We start from the raw sequence: 24,617 nt of genomic DNA, 5'->3' as shown, positions 1-24,617 counted from the left end.
TTGATTGACTATATCCTGTATAGTACAATAGATTCTACTTATAGTCAATTCAATTGACTATAAGTAAGGAGGTTATATACATGACTCATCAAACACTTAACGAACTAGATCTTACTTCACTTTTATCACTATCCTTCAGTACATTAATTACTGAACTACACGACAAATTAAGTGAATTGGGATTTGAAGATATTAGGCCCGCACACGGTTTTATGTTCAAACGTATCCTTCCTAATGGAGCAACCGGTATAGAACTAGCTGAATATTTAGGGGTTTCAAAACAAGCCATAAGTAAAATGGTAGATTCTCTTGAGAACAGTGGTTATGTCACGCGCCAAACGCATCCTACTGATAAAAGAGGTAAAATTATTGTTTTAACCGAGCGTGGTTTAGCAGTAATGAAAGCAAAAGAAGAAATAGTAGCTGAAATAGAACAACGATGGATTGCAAACATAGGTGCAGAACGAATGCAAATGCTTAAAGAGGATTTAACAACATTCGTTACTAAAGAAAATACAGGAAAATTATCATCGAGCATACGACCTGTTTGGTAAACAAAAACTCCATATAAAAAACGAATCCACTTTGATTATTCTTTTTCAAAATGGATTCGTTTTTTACAGCTTTATTAAAATCATTGATTCCTTTAAATTTTATTTTAAATATATGTGATACCCATATTTTATACACTATATAATTCCGTAACTCTCTGCACGATCAGCTCTGCCGTATTCGCCTCTGGCGGCATCAACAAATTTGTAACCGGCCCATACACAACAGGATTTAATTCCACCTCATACCCACCATATGCATATTCCTCTTTTGTCGGTAAGTAACCAATATATCCATTCGTATAGCCACCAAAGAAAGCTAGTTCATTTTGGACACTCTCTTTCATTTCTAAAGCGGTTTCTGAAAAAGGTTCCATCGGTATTCCAGAGAATATCCCATCATTAATTTGAAACAATTGAATTTCTAAATCAATACTTACTTGCTGAATGTTTCTCCTATGCTTTTCTAAAACGATAGTAAGCCATTCTTCAGTATTCACACCCCACTGCTTCTCAGCTAATTGGGCCATTCTTTTTATCTCTTCAATTTCTGGAATATCCTTTAATTTCATTTGCATCGTACTCGAAATAGTTCTTAGATTTACAATTGGTCTATATGTAACTGTTGGTAATATCGTTAACACATGTCCACTGATTACGTAAGCCATTTGTTTTAATGCTTCCTGTGAACCACGATACTTCGCATTCACATTTCCAGTGGCACCTTGAACAATAATAACAGGACAGTTTACTATTTTCTCCAGAATCTCTCTCGTCATTCCAGGATAATCTGCTGATAATACATCGCTATCCCCTTTTAAAACATTCGGATGAGCAGTACAAAATACAATGACCCCAGCTAACTCCTTTGACTCAGCATTTCTCATTGCTAAAACACCAATTCGTTTATCTACAATACCCTCTATATTTATGCCCATCTTTGCTTTTCCATCAGGTGTCCTCTCTCTTCGGTTTACTCCAATATCACCTGTCGTAACATCCCACCCAACTTCACATGGCGTCATGTTGGTATTTGCAATAACAGCACCTTGCACTACATTATTTAGTAAAATCGTTTTATACGACTTTATTAAAGGATGATTACCAACCGTTTCCGGACCAGAGTGTGTATGTGTATAAACAACTGTTATTCGCTCAACTGGTACATGAAGCTCACTCGCTACTCGTTCACGAATAATATTCGTATCTTCTACTAACATCCCGATATTATCAATGCTTATAAACGCAGTCTTCATTTCATCTTTTTCAAACACAAAGACCGTCCCGTAAATACGCTCTTCAATATTATTAATTCCTGTATCTCTATGATATCCGATAAAATCAATACCTAAGGGTGGTGTAATATCCACCTTACATACCCCTACTTTGCTCATTTGAATCGCTCCATTTCTCTATGTAAATCCCTCTCTTCAAGAATAGCATATTTACCATTTTCAAAATAAAAAGAACGGACAAGAAATTCTATGTCCGTTCTTTTCATCACACATACTTCCGATGCACCATCTTCCCATCATAAGAAAATACAACACCCTTACTCTCCACCATCGACTCCATATGCACTGTTCTTCCCCATAGCTGATGCAGATAAGGTAATACCTTTTCTAAGTATTTTAAATCTAACTCAATTCCTTCATAGCTATGTTTAATGTACAATTCCCCATTCTTTAAGTAGTCTCCATCTTCTACTACTAAGTACGGGAAACCTCCATTTGTGCGCATATTTACGAGTTGATCGCGTACATGTTCCCACTCTTTATCAATTACTTTATATTCTTTACCTTGGCGCTGGAATAAGTACATATCTTCTCTCATTACGAGTTCTTTATTTAAGTAGTTTCTTAGGAACGATACGTCCCATTCAATTTCTCGTACTTCAAACATTTTCTCACGACCAGAACCTGGCTTCACACCGCGCCGCTTCATTTCTTCTGTCGGGTTGTTATAGCGTTCTTCAATATCTTCAAACATTTTAATACCGAGGTAGTATGGATTAATACTTGTTTTTGATGGCTGTACGACACCTGCATTTAATTTCGCAAATTCAATTGCTTCACCAGATGTTAAGTCCATTTCACGAAGTATACGTTGATGCCAGTACGAAGCCCAGCCTTCATTCATGATCTTCGTTTCAAGCTGTGGCCAGAAATATAACATTTCCTCGCGCATCATCGTTAATATGTCGCGCTGCCACTCTTCTAGCTCACGGCTGTATTCTTCAATAAAGAGTAGTAAATCTTTTTCTGGTTGCGGAGGGATTTTCTTCTTTTTATGCATATTAGGTCGTTCTCTCTTTTTGTTTCGATCATCTAAATTCCATAAATCATCGTACTGTGATATCTTTTTCTTTTCTACATCCTCTTCTAAATCTTCAATACTCCATGCAAGTTTCGGGCGCATAAGTGACGGGTCAATATGTTCTTGAATGGCAAGTACTGCATCCAAGAACGTTTCTACCTCTTCTTTTCCGTACTTATGCTCATATGCTTTTACACGTTCAGCTGTTGCTGACATGCTCTCCACCATATCACGTTTCGTATTAGAAAAACGAACATTATTTTTGAAGAAGTCACAGTGCGCTAAAACGTGCGCCACGATTAGTTTATTTTGAATTAAAGAATTCGTATCTAATAAAAAGGCGTAACATGGATCAGAGTTAATAACGAGTTCATAAATTTTACTAAGTCCTAAATCGTATTGTAATTTCATTCTGAAAAATTGCTTTCCAAAACTCCAATGTGAAAACCTCGTCGGCATCCCATATGCACCAAATGTATAAATAATTTCCGCTGGACATACTTCATAACGCATCGGATAAAAATCAAGCCCAAATCCAGTCGCAATTTCCGTAATTTCCGCAATCGCATATTGCAGCGCTTTATCTTCACTTGCTCTCATTATTTTCCCTCCTTACACTTTCCCTTAAGAAAGTGTATGATGAGGAACAAGCTTTCATGAGGATTGATTGCATAATAAAAAGACACCCTCTTAAAAAACGAGAATGCCTCTTTCTAATTAACCTTCAATGATCTCCATCTTCTCCGTAATCGGTGTACGAGCTTTTCCTTCTGGTGCTTTATCGAAATAGCCGATATGAAGAATTCCAATGACGCGTTGACCTCTTGTTAAACCGATTCCTTCTATAAATAGTGGATTGTAGTTTAATCCACCTGATTTCCAAACGCACCCTAAGCCGCGTTCCCAAGCAAGTAATTGGAAGTTTTGCATAAATGCACATGTTGCAGCGTAATCTTCGTCACGTTGAATTTGACGCGGATCTTCATTAATGTAAACAACGATTTGTGCAGGTGTGCTTAAGAAACGATCAGATAAAATCTTGCCGCGTTTCGCTCTTTCTTCTTCTGTGAAAGAGTTTAATACTGCGTCTACTAATTTCTGACGGCCTTCTCCAATGTATAATTTACAATTCCATGGTTCACGGTGTTTATGATTCGGTGCCCATGTTGCGTCGTTTAATAGTTCAATTAATAATTCTTTTTCTACTGCTTTATCTGTAAATGTACGAACAGAACGTCTTTCTTTAATAACGTTTGCGATGGAAGTATATGTAGTCATATTTTTCTCTCCCTTATTTTTATCTATATGTATAAATCCGTCATTGATATTGATTTTCAATTTCGATTATAACCTAGTTTTTCACTATTAATCAATGTTTTATGTTGGAAAACCATGAAAAACTTCTTTTTATACTGTGAATAAAAAAACTTAACTTGTTCACAAGTTTTTCACATTTTATGGAAATGATATGTGTAAGTTTTCCACATTACCCATCTAGGAGGAGTTTATATGTACAAGAAAATCGCAGTAAGTATGACTATGGCAGCATTATTGTGCGGGATATCTGCCTTTCCTGCTTCTGCTTCCGCTGCCAAGCCAAAAGAAGTAACAATGCACCATCATAAGCCTATTTCAGAAGAAGAAATGCAGTCGCTCGAAAGACTCGGCTATAATAAACATGAAATTTGGAAAGCTGCCCACATTGCAAAAATAAGTAAAAAAGAAATTAAGGACGTTTTAGCTTACTATAAGCAAAATAAATCTTGGGAGAAAACAGCCGAGCATTTCGGTGTAGACCCAAGTAAATTGAAAAAACATCATATGAATAAAGAAATGAAAAAAGCACTACTGCAAGAATTAGCAAACATGCACAAATCTACACCTGATCAGCTAAAACAAAAAATGAAAGAGTATAACATCGGCTTACGTCAGCTCGCGGTGTTAACAATCATCTCTCAAAAAAGTAATACCCCTCTTGACGATGTACTAAAAATGAAAAAAGATGGGATGGATATTAAACAAATTGCGGAAAAATTAAATGTTAAAAAAGAAGATATACGAGCAGAGATGATTAAATTAGTGAAGTCTATTAAAGAAAAGAAAACAAATTAGCCTGCCAAAAAGGAAGAGATATTCAATACTCTTCCTTTTCTTTATCCCGCTATTTGTGGGCAGTAAAACTCCCACCTCAAAATTCTGCTGGAGCAAAGAGGTTAGGTGGGAGTCGGGCTGCCCGTAAAAGCCCGATTGGTGCGGACTAATAATCAGTGGGGAATGAATAAAATCCCACTGATTAAAGTTTCACTTTATGAACTTTCAGTTTTCAAGTATAAATTCCCGTCTTTCCCAAAAACTAACACAAGTAAATGGTGCATGTCAGGGGTGAGAAAATGTTTCGTTCAACATCTAAAAAGAATAAAAAAACAATCTGTTCCATTCCCGAGTTTATCCACACGATGAAAGAATCTAGTGATTTCGTTTCTTATAACGTAGTAGCCGATGGGACATTATGTTTGTTTTATTATAAATCTACAGTAGAATCACTTATTATTAATCGATTCATTTTAACACCTATCAAAAAAGAATTAGATCACATTCAAAATATAAGTGACATAGCAAATATCGTCACACTTGAGGAGATTATCACCAATCCTTCTATTGATGATATCCGTGAAAAACTGTTAGGTGGATATGTACTTTTGCAGCTAAAAGTTAATTCCAAAGCAGCCGAATATGCACTTCTTCGCGCTGAAAGTTTAGCTTTAGGTACACGATTATATAACGATACAGAAAATGAATATAGTGTAATCGGTCCCAAAGTCGGATTCGTTGAAAATATTGATACAAATACACACTTACTTCGCCGAAGTATTATAACGGAGCAATTAATTTTCAAAGAAGTTGTAGTTGGCTCTATATCAAAAACAAAGGTCATAGTTGCTTACATCGAAGGCATTACAAATGATCAGCACGTCAATACTGCGATGCAGCGCCTACAGGGCATTGACTTTGATGTTCCTTTCGATGCGACTATGATCGAACAATTTATTAGCGATAATAGTAACTCTCCCTTCCCTGTTTTACTACCTACAGAGCGCTTAGATCGTTCTGTTTATGCACTCATTAATGGCGCTGTTGTCATTTTAACAGATGGTTCACCATACGCATTAGCTGGACCGGCGACATTACTCGATTTCTTCGTATCTCCAGAAGATTATTATTTACCATGGATAGCAGGCTCATTTCTTAGATTGGTTCGTTTTTTCGGAGCAGCATTCTCCCTATTTTCATCAGCTATTTATACAGCTGTATTAACGTATCACTATCAAATGATTCCCGCAGATTTACTTGGACCAATTATTTATTCCCGAGCCAATGTACCATTCCCACCTGTTTTGGAGGCACTTTTTTTAGAAATTACAATCGAATTACTGCGCGAGGCTGGAGCTCGTTTACCGACTAAAGTTGGTCAAACGATTGGTATTGTTGGGGGGATTGTCATTGGCCAGGCATCTGTTGAGGCTGCTTTAACGAGTACTATTTTATTAATTGCGGTTGCGTTATCTGCGCTTGCTTCTTTTACAACACCAACAGTAAAAATGTCTTCCACTATCCGGATATTACGATTTCCCCTCATCATTTTAGCTGGAGCATTTGGAGGTGTAGGGCTAATCGTCGGATTTGTATTCATATTAGCTCATTTAATTCGCTTAAAATCACTTGGATCACCTTATTTATTACCTTTATATCCATTTCGCGGGTTAGGTACAGCTGAAGGGCTCCTTCGTCTTCCATTTAGTCAAACTGCAGGACGGGCTTCTTTTCTAAGACCAAAGAAGAAATGGCGCTATGATCCAAACCAAGCGAAAGAAAAACGCGACGGTGAGGAAAAATGAAAAATATTTTATTACGCTTTTCCATTATCATTTTAATTTTTCTATCCGGCTGTACACAATCTAACATAGTAGATACACAACGGATTATTCATGTGGGTGGATTCGATATAACGAAAGAGAAGAAATTTCGTGGGACGATTCTCTATCCAGATTACACAAAAGGAGTGCAATCAAAACCAGAAACTCAATCCACTACCGCTGGTACCATTGAAACAATCTCTTCACTTCTAAACGCAAAATCACCACATACGATTGCTGTAGGTCAAATGCGCGTTGTCCTATTTGGAAAATCATTCGGTGAACGTGGAATCGGAGATATTATTAACAACTTACAACGTGACCCTAACATTGGCCGAGATGTGCAGCTAGCGCTTGTAGACGGTTCAACAGAAGAATTACTTAAACATGTCAAAACAAATGGATCGCTATATCTATCTGATTTATTGGAGCAAAATATAGAAACGGAGACAATTCCTCGGATGGCCTTAAATATTTTTCTATATGATTTTTATTCATCTGGCTGCGATCCATTTCTTCCTTACATTCAAGTTGCAGAAGACAAGTCTGCTTCCATTAAAGGACTCGCTTTTTTAAAAAAGGATAAAGTAGCTATGTATACAGATAAAACAGGATCTTTTTTATTTAAATTACTCATTAATCCAACTAACAATGGACGTTACGAAGTTCCGATACGTCAAGGTAAACATAAAGGCTTAATCGCAACCCAAAACTTATCTGGAAATAGTGTTTGTTCTCTTTCCGAAGCCGGTGACATTCCGAAAGTTCACATTCAACTGAAATTAAATGGACTTATAAAAAATGCCCCTGACTGGCTTGATTTATCAAAGAGCGAAAATGTAACTTACGTAAAAAAACATGTAGAAAAGACACTTGAAAAACATTTAAACGAATTAATAAAACAATTCCAAGAAAAAGAAATCGATCCAATCGGTATACGTGAAGAAATTCGTAGTCACTCAAGAAAATGGAGCATGAAACAAATTCAAGAAATGTATCCTAGCGTAGACGTTGCAGTTAATGTGAAAATTAATGTCGTACAATCTGGTATCGGAGAATAGTGAGGTGCTGTAATGGCTGGACAAGATAAAACACATACTGTTTCCCCTTATTTCACATTTCTTCTATTACACTCCCTTCAAATTGGAGTAGGTGTGTTAGGTTACCAAAGGATTATTGCACAATATGCCGGTTATGATTCTTGGATTTCTCTTATTGTTGCGGGCATTGCAACTCATATCGTGCTATTTTGCATGCTTAAAATGTTAGAAAAAGATAATGATTTAATGAATATTCATACGACATGTTTCGGAAAGTGGACTGGAACATTTTTGTCCGTATGCTTTGCTGCATACCTTCTATTATTTTGCCTTACTGTCCTTCGTACATATATTGAAGTCATTCAAGTTTGGGTCTTCCCTACAATTAAACCGTGGAAATTAACTTTATTATTTTTACTTGTGACTTACTACGTAATTAAAGGTGGTTTTCGCTCTGTAACAGGAATGTGTTTTTGGGGCGTCGTAATACCGATCTTCGTCCTATTTTTCTTAGTTTTCCCAATGAAATACGCGCATGTCCGTAACATCCTCCCAATTCTAACTCATTCACCTTTAGAAATTCTAACTGCAGCGAAATCATCTGCATTAGAATTTCTTGGATTTGAAGCAATTCTTGTTTTTTATCCATTTATAAAAAAAGAAAAATCATTAAATAAATGGGCGCATGGTGGTATTGCTTTTACAACAATTCTATACGTAATACTAGCCATCGTTTCCCTTATGTACTATAGCCAAGGACAACTACATCATACAATTTGGCCAACATTAACAATGCTAAAAATTATAAAGATTCCTTTTATCCAAAGGTTTGAGTACATCATTATTTTCATATGGTATCTTATTATTTTACCTAATCTTTGTTTAACAATTTGGTCTTCTTGTTGCATTAGTAAAAGGTCTTTTCACGTACCATTTAAAATTACACTTCCATTTTTTATTGCAGCTATATTTATTTCATCCTTATTTTTCACAAACCGTGAAAGTATTAATACATTAAATACAGTACTGTCTCAAGCTGGTTTATATATTGTATACGCTTATATCCCAATTTTATTTCTATTCCATTCACTACGATGGCGCTTCAAAAATCAGTCGAAAAAATCTTCACCCGACACACCATGATATTTGATACAATTTGGTTAATACATTTGTAAAGGGGACAAGCGAATGAAAAAGTATGTATTTTCTTTACTTGCAGTACTGAGCCTAATTCTTGCTGGATGCGGGAGTACTAGTACAAATGACAAAAAATCTTCTGAATCAAAAGAAGAACATGATCATGCCACGCACACTCAGCAAGCTGACATTCAAGAAAAGACAAAAGGAGTCGACACACTCCCTACCTTTCTAGACAAGCTTGATCCACAAATGAAAGACATCTACACTGTCGCTGGACAAAATGCTGAATTATTGGATTGGATTCCTTGTTACTGCGGTTGTGGTGAAAGTGTAGGACATAAAAATAATAAAAATTGCTTTATTCGTGAAATCAAAAAGAATGGTGAAGTTGTTTGGGATTCCCATGCAACAACTTGTGTCAACTGCCTAGAAATCGCGGTTGAATCGGCTTCCATGAAACAAAAAGGAAAATCAACGCTCGAAATTCGTAACTATATCGACAATAAATACAAAGAAGGCTATGGCAAGCCAACACCTACGCCAATGCCAAAAGCATAAAAACGAGGAAATCCCTCGTTTTTCTCTTTTCATTCACCTTTTTTCTTAACAAATTCTTTCAAGTGTATTTCTCCTTACTTGTCACACACTATATATAACTCCTCGGTAAGGAGGGTACACAGTGCAAACATATAACGACTATGATAAAGCTCTCTATTACACGTATTGCTGTAATTGGGATAAATTACTCGTTCTCATGGTTCAAACGAACGATCAATTATTTTCTAAGCGTATTGAGCATTTTTTACACGCTTATCAATACAGTAAAGAACTACCAGAAGTTGATAAACAATTGCAGCTCCTATTTCAATATATTGACCACGCATCCCAAAAGTCACATGTAGAAGAAGTAGAGCAAATTCAAATGTAAAATATAGCGCTATTCTCTTTATGAGAATGGCGCTTTTTAAAATGTTCATATCAATAAATGTTTCTCCTCATAAAACTTTTATTGATAAACATATTTTTTCTTTCTTTTCCCTACTACTTCATACTATAATTTAGTATGTAACTATTATAAGTGAGGTATAAAATATGGGACGAGAAAAAAAGCAAGAATATGCTTTACTTACTGCATGGGGAGCTTCGTTTATTGCTACATTAGGAAGTCTATACTTTTCCGAAATTATGAAATTTGAGCCTTGTGTCCTTTGTTGGTATCAACGTATTTTTATGTATCCATTTGTTTTATGGCTCGGTATCGCTGTAGTAAAGAAAGACTATCGCATTGCAAGTTATTCTTTACCAATCGCAAGTATTGGTGCTTGTATTTCTTTATATCACTATGCAATTCAAAAAATCGCAGCATTTTCAGCTGCTGGGGCAGCTTGCGGCCGCGTACCTTGTACGGGAGAATACATAAACTGGTTCGGCTTTGTGACAATCCCGTTTTTAGCACTTATCGGCTTTATCACAATCGCTGTTTGTAGCTTCATCGTAATTAAAAACAAATAAGGAGATGAAAGAATGAAAAAAATGCTTATATTTGGCGGTATTATTATCGCCTTGTTTGCAGCAATTTTCGCTGTAACACAAATGGAAGAAAAAAATGCTTCAACAAGCCAAAAAATTGATAATGCTACCGATAGTAAGACAAATGGCCCTGACTACTATACAAATAAAATCTCTCTTTCAGATCTCCAAAAGAATTTAAAAGAGAAAAAAGAAGAAACAGTATACTTTTATCAAACATCTTGCGTTCATTGTCAAAAGCTATCTCCTATCGTAGTACCAATGGCTAAAGACTTGAATGTTGATATGAAAGTTATGGATATTGAAAAATTAGATGCTCCTTGGGATGAATATAAAATTAAAGGAACTCCAACAATCATTCATTTTAAAGATGGTAAAGAAGTGAGCCGTATTAGCGGCGAACAACCGGAAGACAAATTAAAAGAGTGGCTTGAGCAAACGAAAAAATAATAAGAAAAGGAAACTCCTTCTATACATGAAATGCGTGTAAACTCCCACACTAATGTATAAGGAGGGGGTTTTATGCCAGAAGTGAAATGCTCTGTTTCCAATTGTTCATTTTGGGGACAAGGTAACCTTTGTCAAGCAAGTGCAATCGTTGTTCAACCTGATGCACAAGAAGCAGGTCAAATTGAAAACAGTTCATATACAAACGCTACTTTAACAAACGAGACGCTTGAAAGTTCTGTAACAACGAGTGTAGAAACGTGTTGTCATACATTTAAACCGAAATATTAAACGTAAAAGCATACGATTAGTCGTATGCTTTTTTACATTCCTCTCCAAACATCATGCATCATAAAAAAGTACAAAATAACGAGAAGGACCGTCCCGCATAAAGTAATGCGTCGATATACACTCTTCTCCCCTTCCCTCGCTTTAACAAATGCCCAAATAAATCCGACGAACAATATTAAATCAATATATGGAACATAAAAGGAAAAGACGAGTAACGCATATAAATACACGATAAATAAACAAGTCGTGATTAAGAAAATTTTAAATGCAAATTCACTTTTCATAATGTGACCGCCCCCCAGTCTGTACTGTATTATATTCAGAAAAACATAATAGTTGCTGTTTCAATTTTTTCATCTCACTATTTACAGGCGCTCGATTGGTATGAAATCATTAAAACCAACTAAACTTCATCACAAATAAGCTACCGTCTATTTACGGTAGCTATTACGGGACATTATATTTCCGTTTATATAGGTTACTTAAAATCGAATAAGGTAATTGTTCATAACGAATTTTTTCTCCTGTTTCATCTACAATATACAAATTGTTTCCTATATAATAGATTCCATCTTTTCGTTTGGAATACACTGTGTATCTTTCATTTGGCAATACTGTTTTTACTTTCGTCAATTGTCCATTTGGTTCTTGCCAATATATATTTACACGATCTACTAACGTAAGCATTCCAATTTGTTCTTCTTTTACTTTACGACCATTCCAGCTCACAACACGATAACCTAGCTTATATGCTTCATATTCGGGACTCGTATGAAAACGAGAAATAATTACTTTCGTCTGTAATTGTACCCGGTCGTATAACCATTGTATGTCCCGATCGTGCATGCGAATACAACCATTCGACTCCCTGCTTCCAATCGTCCATTCCCGATTTGTTCCATGAATTGCATATTCCTTTTTATCTAGACCTAACCACCTCGTACCGAGAGGGTTATTCGGAGCACCCCCAGCTATTTTTTTACGATGGTATTCTTTATTTTTATATTTAGTTATAATACAAAAATTACCCTCAGGCGTCGGGGTCCTGTCTCTTCCTGTCGTTATCGGAAATGTCTTAGTATAGTTTCCATCTTCAAAAAAAGACAGCTGATTCGTCGTAAGGTTAACTAATATTAAATGATCTGTATTAGCAAAAACGCTAGCTGGCAGGCAGAAAAATAGGATTACGATAAACCATACTTTCTTCATCTAAATCCTCCCTAGCACTAACATCATAATAAAGTGAAACTTTACTCGGTGGGAGGGTTTGTCCATCCCCTACTGAATATTAGCCTTCACCAATCGGGCATTTACGGGCAGGTATCTCCCACCTAACTTCCTTGCATTCGCCGAATTTTGAGGTAGGAATCTTACTGTCCGCAAATAGCGGGATAAAGTGAAACTTTAATCAGTGGGGGTTTTGTTCATCCCCCACTGATTATTAGCCTTCACCAATCGGGCATTTACGGGCAGTTAATCTCCCACCTAACTTCTGTGCTCCACCTGAATTTTGAGGTGGAATTTTACTGCCCGCAAATAGCGGGATAAATGCAATTAGCTTTACTTTGCTCTTATAAATGAAAACTATCCATTCACAATTACTCCACCATTTACATGCATCATCTGTCCCGTTACATATGCCGAATCACTAGACGCTAAATATACATATGCAGGCGCTAATTCATACGGCTGACCAGGCCTTTGCATAGGAACATTGCTCCCAAACTGTGACACTTTTTTCTCATCAAAACTGGATGGAATAAGCGGTGTCCAAATTGGGCCTGGTGCAACACCATTTACACGAATTCCTTTTTGTACTAACGACTGAGATAACGATCTTGTAAAAGCGACAATTGCTCCTTTCGTTGCAGAATAGTCGATCAACGTTTCATTTCCTTCATACGCAACGATAGATGCCGTGTTTATAATTACATCCCCTTGCTTTAAATGAGAGAGTGCTGCTTTTGTAACATGAAAATAAGAAAAAATATTAATACGGAACGTTTTTTCTAGCTGTTCCGCTGTAATATACTCTAGTCCTTGCTGCGGATATTGCTGTGCGACGTTATTCACAAGAACATTTAGCCCCCCTAGCTGCTGGGCGGTCTCTTCTACAATCTCTTTACAATGTTGTTCATTACTCAAATCTCCCGGCAATAATACACAATTCACGCCTTCTTTTTCCACAAGTTGTTTCGTCTCAGTTGCATCTTCGTCCTCATCTAAATAAGCAATCGCAATATTTGCTCCCTCTTTTGCAAAAGCGATAGAAACAGCTCTTCCAATCCCGCTATCTCCTCCTGTAATTAATACATTTTTTCCTTTTAACTTTTCACTTCCTTTATAATTTGGATCTTCAAACTTTGGAAGAGGATTCATTAACGATTCAATACCAGGTTGTTTATTTTGATGTTGTGCTGGCATTGTTAAAAAGTTTTTTTGCTGCGGCATAACTTCCTTCAACTCCTTTCCCCTTATAATGCGCACAATAAAAAAAACTACTTACACATTAAAAAACCGAAATTCACACACAGTTTTACGATTAATATTCGAATTTACGACATAAAATATGAGTTGTTCTAAAGTTTTTATGCAAAACTATTGCAAAATAGTTAAAAAACGAATATTATATATAACTGTTGTGAAAATTATTCGTAAAAAGAAAGGATGTTTATATGTTTAACCTTTCAAAACATAAAACTTCTATTAAAACTGAAATTATGGCAGGTATTATTACCTTTTTAACAATGGCATATATCATTGTCGTAAACCCTGTCATCCTTGGGGATGCAGGTGTTCCGTTTGAACAAGCATTTACAGCTACTATTATCGCCGCTGTTGTCGGAACATTATTTATGGCAATCTTTACAAACTTACCAATCGCAATTGCACCAGGTATGGGATTAAATGCTTACTTCTCTTACTCTGTTGTAAAAGCTCATGAAGGCATGACTTTCGCGATTGCATTCTCTGCTGTATTCGTAGCAGGTATGATTTTAATTTTGTTATCATTCACATCTTTCCGTACGAAATTAATGGAAGTAATTCCTGAGAACTTAAAACATGCACTTACTGCTGGTATCGGTCTTTTTATTGCTTTTATCGGTTTGCGCTTAACGGGAATTGTTACAAAAAATGATGCAAACTTAGTTGGGCTTGGCGATCTTCACTCTGCCCCAGTTCTACTAGCATTAGCTGGCCTTGGAATTACAATTATCCTTATGTCTTTAAATATAAACGGGGCACTATTTATCGGAATGTTATTAACTGGTATTATCGCTTACTTCACAGGTCAATTAACATTTTCAAGCGGCGTTACATCAATGCCTGGATTACCAGAAGGAATTATCGTTTCAAATCCAATTACTGCTGTATCTGATGTAATTAACTACGGATTATACGGCGTTGTGTTCTCATTCTTCCTTGTTACACTATTCGATACAACAGGTACACTACTTGGCGTTGCACAACAAGGTGGATTTATGAAAGATGGAAAGCTTCCAAAAGCAGGACGAGCTCTTCTATCTGACTCATTCTCAGCAACAATTGGAGCTATGTTCGGAACAACACCATCAACAGCTTACATTGAATCATCTGCTGGTGTTGCAGCTGGTGGTCGTACTGGTTTAACAACTGTTACAGTAGCTGTTCTATTTGCATTAGCAGCATTCTTCGGACCGTTAGTGAGCGCTGTTTCTGGCGTTTCAGCTATTACAGCACCATCACTAATTATCGTTGGTAGTCTTATGATGGGCTCAGTTCGCCACATCGATTGGGATACATTCGATGAAGCATTCCCAGCATTTTTAGTAATCTTAAGCATGCCACTTACATCAAGTATCTCAACAGGTATTGCACTTGGATTTATTTCATACCCACTTATGAAAGTGGCAAAAGGACAATTCCGTGCTGTTCACCCACTTGTGTATTTATTCGGGATCTTGTTCGCTTATCAATTAGTTTTCTTACCACATTAAAATCCCTCGTTGTGAGGGATTTTTTATTTACAAAAAAACATTTGACAACAGCATACACTTATGGAATAATTCGAAATAGTTAAATATTCGATGTCTTATCAAGAGCAGGTGGAGGGATGAGCCCTACGAAGCCCGGCAACCGACCCATTTATGGGCACGGTGCTAATTCTTACAACACATTGTGTTGAAAGATAAGAGTAATATGATAAGACGTCTTTTCTATATGAAAAGACGTTTTTATTTTCACTCCCTCCTCTCTTTTCTTAATTTAGGAGGGATTTTTTTATGAAAAAATTATGTTCCACCGTACTCATTATTCTCTTACTCGCATTAACAGCTTGCACAAATGAACAAGATGCTATCTCTTCACAAAGGCAACAAACGGTGAAGAAAGAAGCTACTACAGCAGCAAATCATTTACAAACAGAAATTCCAAGCCAAGTAAAAAACCCATTAAAAATCGCATTAATTATGCAAATGTCCATCGGAACTTTTTCCTCTCAATATATTGAGGGTGTCAAAAAACAAGTCGAGCTATTCGGCGGCAGTGTGCAAGTCTACAATTCTGATAATGATTTAGCAAAAATGGCAGCAAATCTAGATACTGCTATTAATTCAAAAGTTGATGGTATTTTAATTGATCACGGTCGCTCTGAAGCACTAAAACCCGGAGTAGAAAAAGCATTACAAGCGAATATCCCTGTAGTTGCATTTGATAACGACCTACGCTTACCAGGCGTAACGATTATTGATCAAGATGACTATATTCTTGCATGGAAATCATTAAAAACGTTAGCGGAAGATCTGAATGGACAAGGGAATATCGCCGTCGTATGGGTTGGCGGATTTGCTCCAATGGAACGTCGCAATGTTATCATTGATGCTTTTTATAAACGTTATCCAAATATAAAAGAAGTTGCACGCTTTGGTACCGCTAGTAATAACACACCACTTGATACGCAAACACAAGTAGAGGCTTTACTAAAAAAATATCCGAAAAAAGGTGATTTACAAGCTATTTTCGCTTCGTGGGATGAGTTTGCTAAAGGGGCCGTCAAAGCACTCGAACAAGCTGGTCGTACAGATATAAAAGTATACAGCATTGACTTAAGTAATGAAGATTTACAACTCATGCAAAAAGAAAATTCACCTTGGACTGCTACGGCTGCAACCGATCCAGCTGAAGTCGGTAAAGTTCAAGTGCGTTTCTTATACAAGAAAATCGCTGGTGAACAAACGCCAGATATTTATTCACTAGAACCTTATTTAGTAAAGAAAAATAGTTTGCCACAAGAAAATATAACGATGGATCAATTATCAAAACATATAAACGGTTGGGGAGACTCGAAAGATGCATATTCACCTTGGATGAAAAAATTAGAGAAGGAGAAAAAATGATGACATTCTCTCTTCAAAACATTACACATTCTTATCACATCTCTACCCCTGTACTAGAAAATGTTTCTATTAACATACAAAAAGGAAAAGTTCACGCTTTACTAGGAATGAATGGTGCAGGAAAAAGTACTTTACTAAAAATAGCAACTGGTGAAATTCAACCCGTTGCTGGGAATATAAAAATTGATAATCAGTCTATTTCCTTTACTTCACCACGTGATGCAAAAAAGCATGGTATTTCTTTCGTAACACAAGAAGTGGATCACGGACTTATTCCTGGATTATCTGTATTAGAAAATGTACTAATCGATCATTTAGCAATGCAAAATAAAGTACTATTTTCAAAGTCAAAATTAGTCTCACTCGCTAAACAACATTTGCAAACTGTACAGGCTGATTTAAATGTTTCGGAAGATGTTTCAAACTGCTCATTACATGAAAAACAATTACTTCTTATCGCAAGAGCTTTATCCAACAATACAAATTATCTTTTATTAGATGAGCCTACTTCTTCTCTTGGACCGAAAGAAGTTGAAACCTTCGGGCAACTATTAAAAGATTTAACATTGAAAGGAATTGGCATCATCTTAATTTCTCATCGTTTATCAGAGATTCGAAATTTCGCGGATGATGTAACCATATTACATAACGGTAAAGTTGCAATTTCTGAAGCGATTACAAAGGTTACAGATCAACAAATTGTGGAAGCGATGACTGGAAAACAACTTACACTTCCTATTAATACAGCGCCAAAACGAGGGAACGAAGAATTATTTAAAGTACAAGAACTTCCATTACACAAAGACCATTCTCCTCTTTCTCTCACCGTACGGAAAGGTGAAACTGTTGTGATATACGGATTAATTGGCAGTGGCAAAACAACACTTGCTGAAACGTTATTTGGTACTCATCATACTTATCACGCAGAAATAGATGGTCAAACAATAACAATTAAAACACCGCGAGATGCGATTAAAGCAAAGATCGCACTTGTACCAGAGGAAAGAAGAAAACAAGGCGTATTTCTTTCGGAAGATATTATAAGCCACACTAATTTACACCAATCAGGTTGGAGACGAAAGCAAACCGAATTAAATAATGCTACTACAGCAATTTCTTCTTTCAGCATTTCACCCAATGACCCAAAAGCATTTATTCATTCACTTAGCGGTGGAAACCAGCAAAAAGTCTCCATTGCAAAGTGGCATGGATTCAAACCGAATCTATTTCTTTTGGACGAGCCAACTAAAGGTGTAGACATAGCTGCAAAACAAGACATTTTTCAATTCATTCGTAACATTACTGAAAACGGAAGTTCCGTAATTTACTTCACAGGAGAACAAGATGAAGCACTACATATCGCTGATCGCATTCTTATACTCGCAAACGGAGAATTTGTAGGTGAATACTTACCAGACGAACTATCTCCTGAACAGCTTTTACATTTATCTGAAGGGAGTTATTCCATTGAATCTCGTTCATAAAACAAAAACTAAGAAACTATATTTACCTACTCATCTTTTTTATCAATTTAGTACGATTGCTATCATTATAGGTGTTACAATTTTCTTCTCTATCGTCAACGATTCTTTTTTAACATACAACAATATTAGTGATATTTTACGTTCCATTTCTATCGTAACGTTACTTGCAATTGGTGTTACCTTTACATTAATTGTAGATGGATTTGATTTATCAGTCGGCTCTACCGCTAGTTTAGCAACCATTGCCGCTGCTTCCTGTCTCATTTTATATCGACAAGAACTATTAGTCACACTCCTTGTTCCTATTCTTTGTGGGCTATTAGTTGGATTATTAAATGCACTACTCGTTATCCGCATTAAACTACCAGATTTACTAGCTACATTAAGTATCATGTATATCGTGAATGGACTACACTTAACATTTTCAAAAGGATCTTCTATTTATGAAGGAATGTCTGGTGCCAAAGGACATTTTATTCCATCCTTTTTATTTATCGGTCAAGGTTCTGTGTTAGGAATTCCAGTCCCTGTCATTATCATGCTTATCGTCGTTTTAATTGCATATGTATTTTTAGAAAAAACAACGTACGGTCGTTTCTTTTATATGACAGGTGGGAATCGAGAAGCTGCTAGACTAGCTGGTATTCCTACTGATCGTTACCGTGTATATGCTTATATGATTAGCGGTTTACTTGCCTCTATTGGCGGTATTATTCTATGTAGCCGCGTTGGAACAGGACAAGTTTCAGCTGGCGCCCCATTATTAATGGATGCAGTTGCAGCTGCCTATATCGGTTATGCAATGTTCGGTGCTAAGAAACCAAATGTCATCGGAACATTTCTTGGTTCCGTATTAATTGGAATCATATTAAACGGCCTTACAATGATGAACGTTCCTTATTATGCGCAAGATATCATTAAAGGCAGTATTTTAATTGCAGCTTTAGCCTTTTCATTTATTAAAAAGAAGCGTAAATAAAAAAGTAGCGCATCGAATTCCGATGCGCTACTTTCCTTTTGTAACAATTACACGAACTACTTTCAATGCAAGAAGTAAGAGAAAGTTCGCTATTACTGTAACGCCTAAGAAGATCGCTATCATAAGTTCTCCATTCCGTTATTAAATACAAACGTAATAGAAGAAATGAAAACCAAAATAAGCAATATGAGCGCTGGTATATATTTAATAAACGGCTTCTCATATGATCTTTTAGAAAGAAAAAACGTCATTAACAATGTCATAATAAAAACAAAATATACCGCAAATAAAAAAATCATATGAAAGCCTCCTCTAAGACGAAACTACTTAACTATGAAAAAATATAAAAGAGGTTAGAAACCTTTAATATTTTTCGTTTACCTGTAATTCTTTACTATACTTTTGAATGAAAACTGATGAAATAACCATCATCATTCCTACACTAAACCCAATAAGCTGATCCAGTAGCATTTCATCATGGATGAACCAACGAAGTAGAAATACACCACCAAAAATAAGCATTGCAGTAAATCCAGTATGTCTAACCCCTTTATATACATTTTCCATATGTATCACCTCTCCACATACTTTTATCCATATTATACCATAAATAAAAAAACCTCTATATAGAGGTTTTTAACTTTGCAAAAACGCCTGTAAATCTGCAAATTGTCTCTTTGCATCTTCATAGCCTTGCTCATATAAACTTTGTAATTTAGCCGTATCCTTTTCCATACGATCTACTTGAAGCGGCACTTCTGGGCGAATAACAAATAAATTACCCGCTTGCTCTTCTTTTTCAATGTAGTGAAGTGTTTCATTATACACTTCATAACGATTCAGCATCGTATTTACAAGGTTTGGATACTTCTTATAAGCCTTTGCTGCAATCCAACCAAATTTTGATTTTTTCTTCGCGTAACCATGATTTCTCGTCAAAATAACGACTGATTTTTCAAATCCATCTTCCTGTGCTTTACGAACTGGAATCGGATCTGAAATCCCGCCATCTAACAATTGCTTACCTCGGTAGTTCACTGCCGGTGCAATGAAAGGTAATGAACTAGATGCTTGCAATAAATTTAGTGCATCATCATTCGTTCCCTCTTTTTCAAAATAAACAGACTGTCCTGTTTCACAATCAGTTGTTCCTACAAGGAAACGCTCTGGACTATTAAAGTATGTTTCAAAATCAAACGGTACATGCTTTTCTGGAATTTCATGAAAAATGAATTCCATATCAAATAGCTGACGTTTTTTCCACAAGTTTTTATACGATAAATACTGCGGATGTGATGCATAATCAATATTTACTGTTTTATTTCTATTTCTTTGTCTGGAAAGATACGACGCTGCATGACAAGCACCAGCTGATACACCAATTACATATGGAAAATATAAATCTTGTTCCATAAAATATTCTAATATCCCGCCCGTATATACACCACGCATACCGCCGCCTTCTAATACTAACCCCGTATTTTCAAGCATGTTATTCTCTCCTCTTTATATACATTGACTCTTTAATTATTCACTATGTTAAGTATCTTTTTCTATTATATATGAGTTCTTTCAGAAATTATATTCAAAAGGCTTGAAAAAAAGAAAAATAGAGACTCCTCAACAATCCGGTCTCTATTTTAAGCTCTTTGATCAGCAACAATATGAATATCAATATACTTCGTTTGTCTCATAATTTCATTTACAATAGAACCTTTTCTTATTTCCTCCCACCGTGTTCTCGCCGATTGTCCGAGTAAAACTTGTGTCACCTGTAGTCTGTTCGCGACTTCAATAATAACATCAGCTGGCTTTCTTCCTTTCGCTTCTTCTAATACAAAGCTCGCATCAAATTGATTCGTTAGCGATTTCCACTCTTCAATTGTTTGCTTTTTCCCTGCTGAAAGTGAATCTATATTTTCCCGCTCTACGTTTAACACATACAATTCAGCATTTAGCCGATCAGCCATGCGCCAACCTCTCCGTATTAATTTCTCTGCTGTTGAACTGTATTGTACACAAACGAGAATTTTTTCTTTCACCCCAATTGGTTCTATAACTGTTTGACTAATTTTCTCATCCATATCATCTGCAACTTCACGAAGCGACAATTCCCTTAGTGCCCCTAAATTATTAAGCGTAAAGAAGTTTTGTAAGCTTTGTTGAATTTTTTCTTCCTTATATATCTTTCCATCGATTAATCTCTTCCGGAGTACCTCAGGTGTTGCGTCAACAAGTTGAATTTCATTTGCTTTTTGCAAAATAAAATCTGGAATACGCTCTCTTACTTTTACATTCGTAATTTGAGCTACAATGTCATGAACACTTTCTAAATGTTGAATATTAAATGCTGATAATACAGATATACCGGCATCTAACAATTCCTGCACATCCATGTAACGTTTCTTATTTTTCGACCCGGGAATATTACTATGCGCAAGTTCATCCACAACAACAATTTGTGGTGCCCGCTTTATAATTCCTTCTACATCAAGCTCATAAAATACTTTCCCTTTATAATCTATTTCTTTTAAAGGAACTTTTTCTAAATCAGCAATTGCTTCTTCCGTCTCTTTTCTACCGTGTGTTTCAATTAAACCAACTACAATATCAATACCGTCTTTTTTCATCTCTCTTGCATCAAATAGCATTTTATAACTTTTCCCTACTCCTGGAGCCGCTCCTACATATAGTTTTAACTTCCCACGATTTTGTTGACGAATGTATTCTAAATACTCTTCTGGTGTTCGCCTTTGAAACGTCGGTTTATAGTCATCCGCATACAAAACACTCACAACCTTTCTTTCGAAACAACACTACCTCAATCCGTTAGATTGAGGTAGCACTGTTACTATTTCATTAATTTCTGTAATTCTAAATTTAACTTTAAGACGTTCACGCGATCTTCTCCAAACAAGCCAAGTGCAGCACCTTCCGTTTGATCCTTAATCAGTTGATTCAGCTTTTCTTTCGGAATATTCGTTAATTTCGAGATGCGATCTACCTGCACAGAAGCCGCTTTTGGACTAATGTCAGGATCAAGCCCTGAACCCGAATTCGTCACTAAATCTATCGGTACTTCTGTAACTGGAACAGCCCGGTTTTGTTTCTTCCAGTCTTCAATACTTTTCTCAACTCGTTTTGCTAAATCTGGATCAGACGGCGCATAGTTATTTGAGCCAGATGCTTCTGCTTTATATTCTATACTAGAAATACGTCCATGAAAATAACGTGGATCTGTGAAATTTTGACCGATTAATTTTGAACCAACTACTTCATCCTTATCATTATATATAAGACTTCCATCCGCATTATCCTTCATTACCGCTTGCGCAATACCAGTTACAATAAGCGGGTATACAAGGCCGCACAAGACTAAGAACGTAAAAGTAATACGAATAATTGGTGAAAGTATACTTTGTTTTTCCGCCATCTTTTTTCCCCTCTTTCTTATATGAACAAGCCGACAATCATATCAATTACTTTAATTCCAATGAATGGAACGATCACTCCGCCAAGCCCGTAAATGAGTAAATTTCTGCTAAGCAATGCATTAGAACTCATTGGTTTATATGCGATACCTTTCATCGCTAGCGGAATAAGTAACGGAATAATAACCGCATTAAATATTAATGCTGATAAGATTGCTGAAAGCGGTGATGTTAATTTCATAATGTTTAATGCTTCCATTTGCGGAATCGCAAGTGTAAACATTGCTGGAATGATTGCAAAATATTTTGCAATATCATTCGCAATACTAAACGTCGTTAACGCACCTCGTGTCATTAACAATTGCTTACCGATTCCTACAACCTCAATAATTTTAGTTGGATTCGAATCTAAATCGATCATATTTGCTGCTTCTTTCGCAGCTGTCGTACCACTATTCATCGCTAACCCAACGTCAGCTTGCGCTAATGCCGGGGCATCATTTGTACCATCACCTGTCATCGCTACAAGTTTACCTTTATCTTGCTCTGCTTTAATAACTGCAATTTTATCTTCTGGTTTACACTCGGCAACGAATTCATCTACCCCTGCTTCTTTTGCAATTGTTGCTGCTGTTAATGGGTTATCCCCTGTACACATAACCGTTTTAATTCCCATTTGGCGCAATTGTTCAAAACGCTCACGCATACCAGGTTTTACTGTATCCTTTAAATAAATTAAACCGTAAATACGATCATCCACTGCAACTACAAGTGGTGTTCCACCCTCTTTTGAAATTAAATCTGCTTTTTGATTCACATCTTTCGGAATCGTTCCGCCTTTTGATTGAACCCATTCAATAACGGCACCAACAGCACCTTTTCTTACTTTCGTTCCATCCTGTAAATCAACACCACTCATTCTCGTTTCTGCTTTAAACGGAACAAATTCACCTTGTTCTGCAAGTTCTCTATTATATGATATAGATTTCGTTTGTACATATTCTATAACTGATCGACCTTCTGGTGTTTCGTCTAAAACTGAGCTAATCGCAGCCCATTTTCCTACTTGCTCAATCGTTTCATTTCCTACAGGGAGTAGTGTATGTGCCATCCGGTTCCCGAAAGTGATCGTACCTGTTTTATCTAAAATAATTGTATTAATATCACCCGCAGCTTCTACTGCTTTCCCTGACATTGCTAATACATTGAACTTTGTTACGCGGTCCATCCCAGCAATACCAATTGCCGATAATAACCCACCAATTGTCGTTGGAATTAGACAAACTAACAATGCAACAAGTACAGCTGTATCAATTTGAAACCCTAAATAATTTGTAAAAATCGGCAACGTCACAACAACGATTAAGAAAATAAGAGTTAAGCTCGTTAATACTGTATTTAAAGCAATCTCATTCGGCGTTTTTTGACGAGCAGCTCCTTCTACTAAAGAAATCATTTTATCAATAAATGATTCACCAGGATTACTCGTAATCACAATCGTAATCTCATCACTTACGACCATCGTTCCGCCTGTTACTGAACAAAAATCGCCACCCGCTTCTTTTATAACAGGAGCTGATTCCCCTGTAATTGCTGATTCATCTACAGACGCTAATCCTTTAATTACTTCACCATCATTCGGAATCATTTCCCCTTGTTTTACAATAACAACGTCACCTTTTCTCAGCTCAGTTGCTGAAACTTGAACAATGTCTCCATTTTCTTTTACAACATTTGCAAACACATCTTTCTTCGATTGTTTTAAAGAATCAGCTTGCGCTTTACCACGCCCTTCAGCTAAAGCTTCTGCAAAGTTAGCAAATAAAACTGTAAATAATAGAATGAGAGAAACTGTTATATTAAACCACCCTGGTACACTACTAGAACTACTTGGAAGAAAGGATAAAATTAACGTAATGATAAATCCAATTTCCACAACGAACATAATCGGATTCTTTATCATTACTTTCGGATTCAATTTTGCAAAGGATTGTTTCATCGCATGCGTCACGATATCACGATCCAGCGTTTTTGCCTGTCTAACCTCATCTTCTACAGCATGTATTTGTGACTGATCTACTTGTTTTTCTTTTACTACTACCGGTCTCATCATTTACCC

General features: G+C 36.3%; 25 protein-coding genes, 1 pseudogene and 1 riboswitch. Of the genes and pseudogenes, 14 read left to right on the top strand and 12 right to left on the bottom strand.

Going from position 1 to position 24,617, the window contains the following annotated elements; genetic code table 11:
- Nucleotides 1-80 precede the first annotated feature (80 nt).
- Complete coding sequence (locus tag ABH959_RS27230; RefSeq protein ID WP_002087475.1) at nt 81-554, top strand: MarR family winged helix-turn-helix transcriptional regulator; 474 nt, start codon at nt 81-83, stop codon at nt 552-554.
- A 128-nt stretch (nt 555-682) separates the two neighbouring features.
- On the opposite strand, the gene ABH959_RS27225 is transcribed toward ABH959_RS27230, so the two are convergent.
- The 3 genes from ABH959_RS27225 to ABH959_RS27215 form a co-directional block, all read right to left on the bottom strand.
- Nucleotides 683-1,945, bottom strand: a complete 1,263-nt coding sequence (locus ABH959_RS27225; RefSeq protein ID WP_404493401.1) for a neutral/alkaline non-lysosomal ceramidase N-terminal domain-containing protein — start codon at nt 1,943-1,945, stop codon at nt 683-685.
- A gap of 106 nt (nt 1,946-2,051) precedes the next feature.
- A complete protein-coding gene (gene spoVR / locus ABH959_RS27220; protein WP_113936751.1) occupies nt 2,052-3,467 on the bottom strand; it encodes a stage V sporulation protein SpoVR in 1,416 nt (471 codons plus the stop codon).
- 117 nt (nt 3,468-3,584) lie between these two features.
- Nucleotides 3,585-4,145 (bottom strand): nitroreductase family protein, encoded by a 561-nt coding sequence (locus ABH959_RS27215; RefSeq protein ID WP_113936752.1) that lies wholly within the window; start codon nt 4,143-4,145, stop codon nt 3,585-3,587.
- Between the two features lie 231 nt (nt 4,146-4,376).
- On the opposite strand from ABH959_RS27215, the gene ABH959_RS27210 reads away from it, so the two are divergent.
- The 9 genes from ABH959_RS27210 to ABH959_RS27170 all read left to right on the top strand — a co-directional run bounded on the left by ABH959_RS27210 (nt 4,377) and on the right by ABH959_RS27170 (nt 11,229).
- Nucleotides 4,377-4,979, top strand: a complete 603-nt coding sequence (locus ABH959_RS27210; RefSeq protein ID WP_404493400.1) for a hypothetical protein — start codon at nt 4,377-4,379, stop codon at nt 4,977-4,979.
- A 278-nt stretch (nt 4,980-5,257) separates the two neighbouring features.
- A complete protein-coding gene (locus ABH959_RS27205) occupies nt 5,258-6,763 on the top strand; it encodes a spore germination protein (RefSeq protein WP_404493399.1) in 1,506 nt (501 codons plus the stop codon).
- Nucleotides 6,760-7,842, top strand: a complete 1,083-nt coding sequence (gerYC, locus tag ABH959_RS27200; protein WP_404493398.1) for a spore germination protein GerYC — start codon at nt 6,760-6,762, stop codon at nt 7,840-7,842. Before ABH959_RS27205 ends, gerYC begins: the two co-directional genes overlap by 4 nt.
- Before the next feature lie 12 nt (nt 7,843-7,854).
- Nucleotides 7,855-8,964: a GerAB/ArcD/ProY family transporter gene (locus ABH959_RS27195; RefSeq protein ID WP_404493397.1), complete on the top strand. Its 1,110-nt coding sequence runs from the start codon at nt 7,855-7,857 to the stop codon at nt 8,962-8,964.
- Nucleotides 8,965-9,009: 45 nt separating this feature from the next.
- Nucleotides 9,010-9,519, top strand: coding sequence for a PCYCGC domain-containing protein (locus ABH959_RS27190; RefSeq protein WP_002134510.1), 510 nt, complete (start codon nt 9,010-9,012; stop codon nt 9,517-9,519).
- 121 nt (nt 9,520-9,640) lie between these two features.
- The gene (locus ABH959_RS27185; RefSeq protein WP_001195459.1) at nt 9,641-9,889 is read left to right on the top strand and encodes a YhdB family protein; all 249 of its coding nucleotides are present in this window, start codon (nt 9,641-9,643) and stop codon (nt 9,887-9,889) included.
- A gap of 164 nt (nt 9,890-10,053) precedes the next feature.
- Nucleotides 10,054-10,473 carry a disulfide formation protein C gene (locus tag ABH959_RS27180; RefSeq protein WP_000532269.1) on the top strand — a complete coding sequence of 140 codons (420 nt, stop codon included), beginning with the start codon at nt 10,054-10,056 and terminating at the stop codon, nt 10,471-10,473.
- A gap of 12 nt (nt 10,474-10,485) precedes the next feature.
- Nucleotides 10,486-10,941: a thioredoxin family protein gene (locus ABH959_RS27175; protein ID WP_016093295.1), complete on the top strand. Its 456-nt coding sequence runs from the start codon at nt 10,486-10,488 to the stop codon at nt 10,939-10,941.
- A gap of 72 nt (nt 10,942-11,013) precedes the next feature.
- Nucleotides 11,014-11,229: a DUF1540 domain-containing protein gene (locus ABH959_RS27170; RefSeq protein ID WP_002029883.1), complete on the top strand. Its 216-nt coding sequence runs from the start codon at nt 11,014-11,016 to the stop codon at nt 11,227-11,229.
- Between the two features lie 32 nt (nt 11,230-11,261).
- Here the strand turns inward: ABH959_RS27170 and ABH959_RS27165 are convergent, their stop codons facing one another.
- From ABH959_RS27165 to ABH959_RS27155, 3 genes are all read right to left on the bottom strand, one after another.
- Nucleotides 11,262-11,513: a hypothetical protein gene (locus ABH959_RS27165; RefSeq protein WP_002029881.1), complete on the bottom strand. Its 252-nt coding sequence runs from the start codon at nt 11,511-11,513 to the stop codon at nt 11,262-11,264.
- Nucleotides 11,514-11,676: 163 nt separating this feature from the next.
- On the bottom strand, nt 11,677-12,438 hold the full coding sequence (locus tag ABH959_RS27160; RefSeq protein ID WP_404493396.1) for a L,D-transpeptidase: 762 nt from the start codon (nt 12,436-12,438) through the stop codon (nt 11,677-11,679).
- A gap of 375 nt (nt 12,439-12,813) precedes the next feature.
- Complete coding sequence (locus ABH959_RS27155) at nt 12,814-13,680, bottom strand: SDR family oxidoreductase (protein ID WP_002087502.1); 867 nt, start codon at nt 13,678-13,680, stop codon at nt 12,814-12,816.
- A 224-nt stretch (nt 13,681-13,904) separates the two neighbouring features.
- Here ABH959_RS27155 and ABH959_RS27150 point away from each other — a divergent pair, with 224 nt between their 5' ends.
- The 4 genes from ABH959_RS27150 (at nt 13,905) to ABH959_RS27135 (ending at nt 19,067) form a co-directional block, all read left to right on the top strand.
- Nucleotides 13,905-15,206, top strand: coding sequence for an NCS2 family permease (locus ABH959_RS27150; protein WP_002029878.1), 1,302 nt, complete (start codon nt 13,905-13,907; stop codon nt 15,204-15,206).
- 92 nt (nt 15,207-15,298) lie between these two features.
- A riboswitch (SAM riboswitch) is annotated at nt 15,299-15,404 on the top strand.
- Between the two features lie 87 nt (nt 15,405-15,491).
- On the top strand, nt 15,492-16,604 hold the full coding sequence (locus ABH959_RS27145; RefSeq protein ID WP_404493395.1) for a sugar ABC transporter substrate-binding protein: 1,113 nt from the start codon (nt 15,492-15,494) through the stop codon (nt 16,602-16,604).
- Complete coding sequence (locus ABH959_RS27140) at nt 16,601-18,088, top strand: sugar ABC transporter ATP-binding protein (protein ID WP_404493394.1); 1,488 nt, start codon at nt 16,601-16,603, stop codon at nt 18,086-18,088. The genes ABH959_RS27145 and ABH959_RS27140 overlap by 4 nt, the downstream gene beginning before the upstream one ends.
- Nucleotides 18,072-19,067, top strand: coding sequence for an ABC transporter permease (locus ABH959_RS27135; RefSeq protein ID WP_001054974.1), 996 nt, complete (start codon nt 18,072-18,074; stop codon nt 19,065-19,067). Before ABH959_RS27140 ends, ABH959_RS27135 begins: the two co-directional genes overlap by 17 nt.
- 27 nt (nt 19,068-19,094) lie before the next feature.
- Here the strand turns inward: ABH959_RS27135 and ABH959_RS27130 are convergent.
- From ABH959_RS27130 to kdpB, 6 genes and pseudogenes are all read right to left on the bottom strand, one after another.
- Nucleotides 19,095-19,366: pseudogene (locus tag ABH959_RS27130) on the bottom strand (sugar ABC transporter ATPase).
- Between the two features lie 64 nt (nt 19,367-19,430).
- On the bottom strand, nt 19,431-19,634 hold the full coding sequence (locus tag ABH959_RS27125; RefSeq protein WP_404493393.1) for a hypothetical protein: 204 nt from the start codon (nt 19,632-19,634) through the stop codon (nt 19,431-19,433).
- Nucleotides 19,635-19,703: 69 nt separating this feature from the next.
- A complete protein-coding gene (locus ABH959_RS27120) occupies nt 19,704-20,558 on the bottom strand; it encodes a patatin-like phospholipase family protein (RefSeq protein WP_404493392.1) in 855 nt (284 codons plus the stop codon).
- Nucleotides 20,559-20,707: 149 nt separating this feature from the next.
- Nucleotides 20,708-21,862 carry a KdpD-like non-kinase potassium sensor gene (gene kdpDN / locus ABH959_RS27115; RefSeq protein WP_142675678.1) on the bottom strand — a complete coding sequence of 385 codons (1,155 nt, stop codon included), beginning with the start codon at nt 21,860-21,862 and terminating at the stop codon, nt 20,708-20,710.
- Nucleotides 21,863-21,918: 56 nt separating this feature from the next.
- Nucleotides 21,919-22,500, bottom strand: coding sequence for a K(+)-transporting ATPase subunit C (gene kdpC / locus ABH959_RS27110; RefSeq protein ID WP_113936762.1), 582 nt, complete (start codon nt 22,498-22,500; stop codon nt 21,919-21,921).
- 17 nt (nt 22,501-22,517) lie between these two features.
- On the bottom strand, nt 22,518-24,608 hold the full coding sequence (gene kdpB / locus ABH959_RS27105) for a potassium-transporting ATPase subunit KdpB (RefSeq protein ID WP_113936763.1): 2,091 nt from the start codon (nt 24,606-24,608) through the stop codon (nt 22,518-22,520).
- Nucleotides 24,609-24,617: the final 9 nt, after the last annotated feature.

The sequence above is a fragment of the Bacillus sp. RC51 genome (genome assembly GCF_044908115.1).
Classification (GTDB): domain Bacteria; phylum Bacillota; class Bacilli; order Bacillales; family Bacillaceae_G; genus Bacillus_A; species Bacillus_A mycoides.
Note: the sequence above shows the minus strand (reverse complement) of the source record. Positions and strands in the feature narration are given on the sequence as shown.

Coding starts and splice junctions, on each gene's coding strand:
- ABH959_RS27125 (WP_404493393.1), bottom strand. CDS start 19,634: ATGGAAAATGTATATAAAGGGGTTAGACATACTGGATTTACTGCAATG.
- ABH959_RS27180 (WP_000532269.1), top strand. CDS start 10,054: ATGGGACGAGAAAAAAAGCAAGAATATGCTTTACTTACTGCATGGGGA.
- ABH959_RS27175 (WP_016093295.1), top strand. CDS start 10,486: ATGAAAAAAATGCTTATATTTGGCGGTATTATTATCGCCTTGTTTGCA.
- kdpC (WP_113936762.1), bottom strand. CDS start 22,500: ATGGCGGAAAAACAAAGTATACTTTCACCAATTATTCGTATTACTTTT.
- gerYC (WP_404493398.1), top strand. CDS start 6,760: ATGAAAAATATTTTATTACGCTTTTCCATTATCATTTTAATTTTTCTA.
- ABH959_RS27225 (WP_404493401.1), bottom strand. CDS start 1,945: ATGAGCAAAGTAGGGGTATGTAAGGTGGATATTACACCACCCTTAGGT.
- ABH959_RS27195 (WP_404493397.1), top strand. CDS start 7,855: ATGGCTGGACAAGATAAAACACATACTGTTTCCCCTTATTTCACATTT.
- ABH959_RS27190 (WP_002134510.1), top strand. CDS start 9,010: ATGAAAAAGTATGTATTTTCTTTACTTGCAGTACTGAGCCTAATTCTT.
- ABH959_RS27165 (WP_002029881.1), bottom strand. CDS start 11,513: ATGAAAAGTGAATTTGCATTTAAAATTTTCTTAATCACGACTTGTTTA.
- ABH959_RS27160 (WP_404493396.1), bottom strand. CDS start 12,438: ATGAAGAAAGTATGGTTTATCGTAATCCTATTTTTCTGCCTGCCAGCT.
- ABH959_RS27205 (WP_404493399.1), top strand. CDS start 5,258: ATGTTTCGTTCAACATCTAAAAAGAATAAAAAAACAATCTGTTCCATT.
- spoVR (WP_113936751.1), bottom strand. CDS start 3,467: ATGAGAGCAAGTGAAGATAAAGCGCTGCAATATGCGATTGCGGAAATT.
- ABH959_RS27230 (WP_002087475.1), top strand. CDS start 81: ATGACTCATCAAACACTTAACGAACTAGATCTTACTTCACTTTTATCA.
- ABH959_RS27155 (WP_002087502.1), bottom strand. CDS start 13,680: ATGCCGCAGCAAAAAAACTTTTTAACAATGCCAGCACAACATCAAAAT.
- kdpB (WP_113936763.1), bottom strand. CDS start 24,608: ATGAGACCGGTAGTAGTAAAAGAAAAACAAGTAGATCAGTCACAAATA.
- ABH959_RS27140 (WP_404493394.1), top strand. CDS start 16,601: ATGATGACATTCTCTCTTCAAAACATTACACATTCTTATCACATCTCT.
- ABH959_RS27215 (WP_113936752.1), bottom strand. CDS start 4,145: ATGACTACATATACTTCCATCGCAAACGTTATTAAAGAAAGACGTTCT.
- ABH959_RS27145 (WP_404493395.1), top strand. CDS start 15,492: ATGAAAAAATTATGTTCCACCGTACTCATTATTCTCTTACTCGCATTA.
- ABH959_RS27150 (WP_002029878.1), top strand. CDS start 13,905: ATGTTTAACCTTTCAAAACATAAAACTTCTATTAAAACTGAAATTATG.
- ABH959_RS27170 (WP_002029883.1), top strand. CDS start 11,014: ATGCCAGAAGTGAAATGCTCTGTTTCCAATTGTTCATTTTGGGGACAA.
- ABH959_RS27210 (WP_404493400.1), top strand. CDS start 4,377: ATGTACAAGAAAATCGCAGTAAGTATGACTATGGCAGCATTATTGTGC.
- ABH959_RS27120 (WP_404493392.1), bottom strand. CDS start 20,558: ATGCTTGAAAATACGGGGTTAGTATTAGAAGGCGGCGGTATGCGTGGT.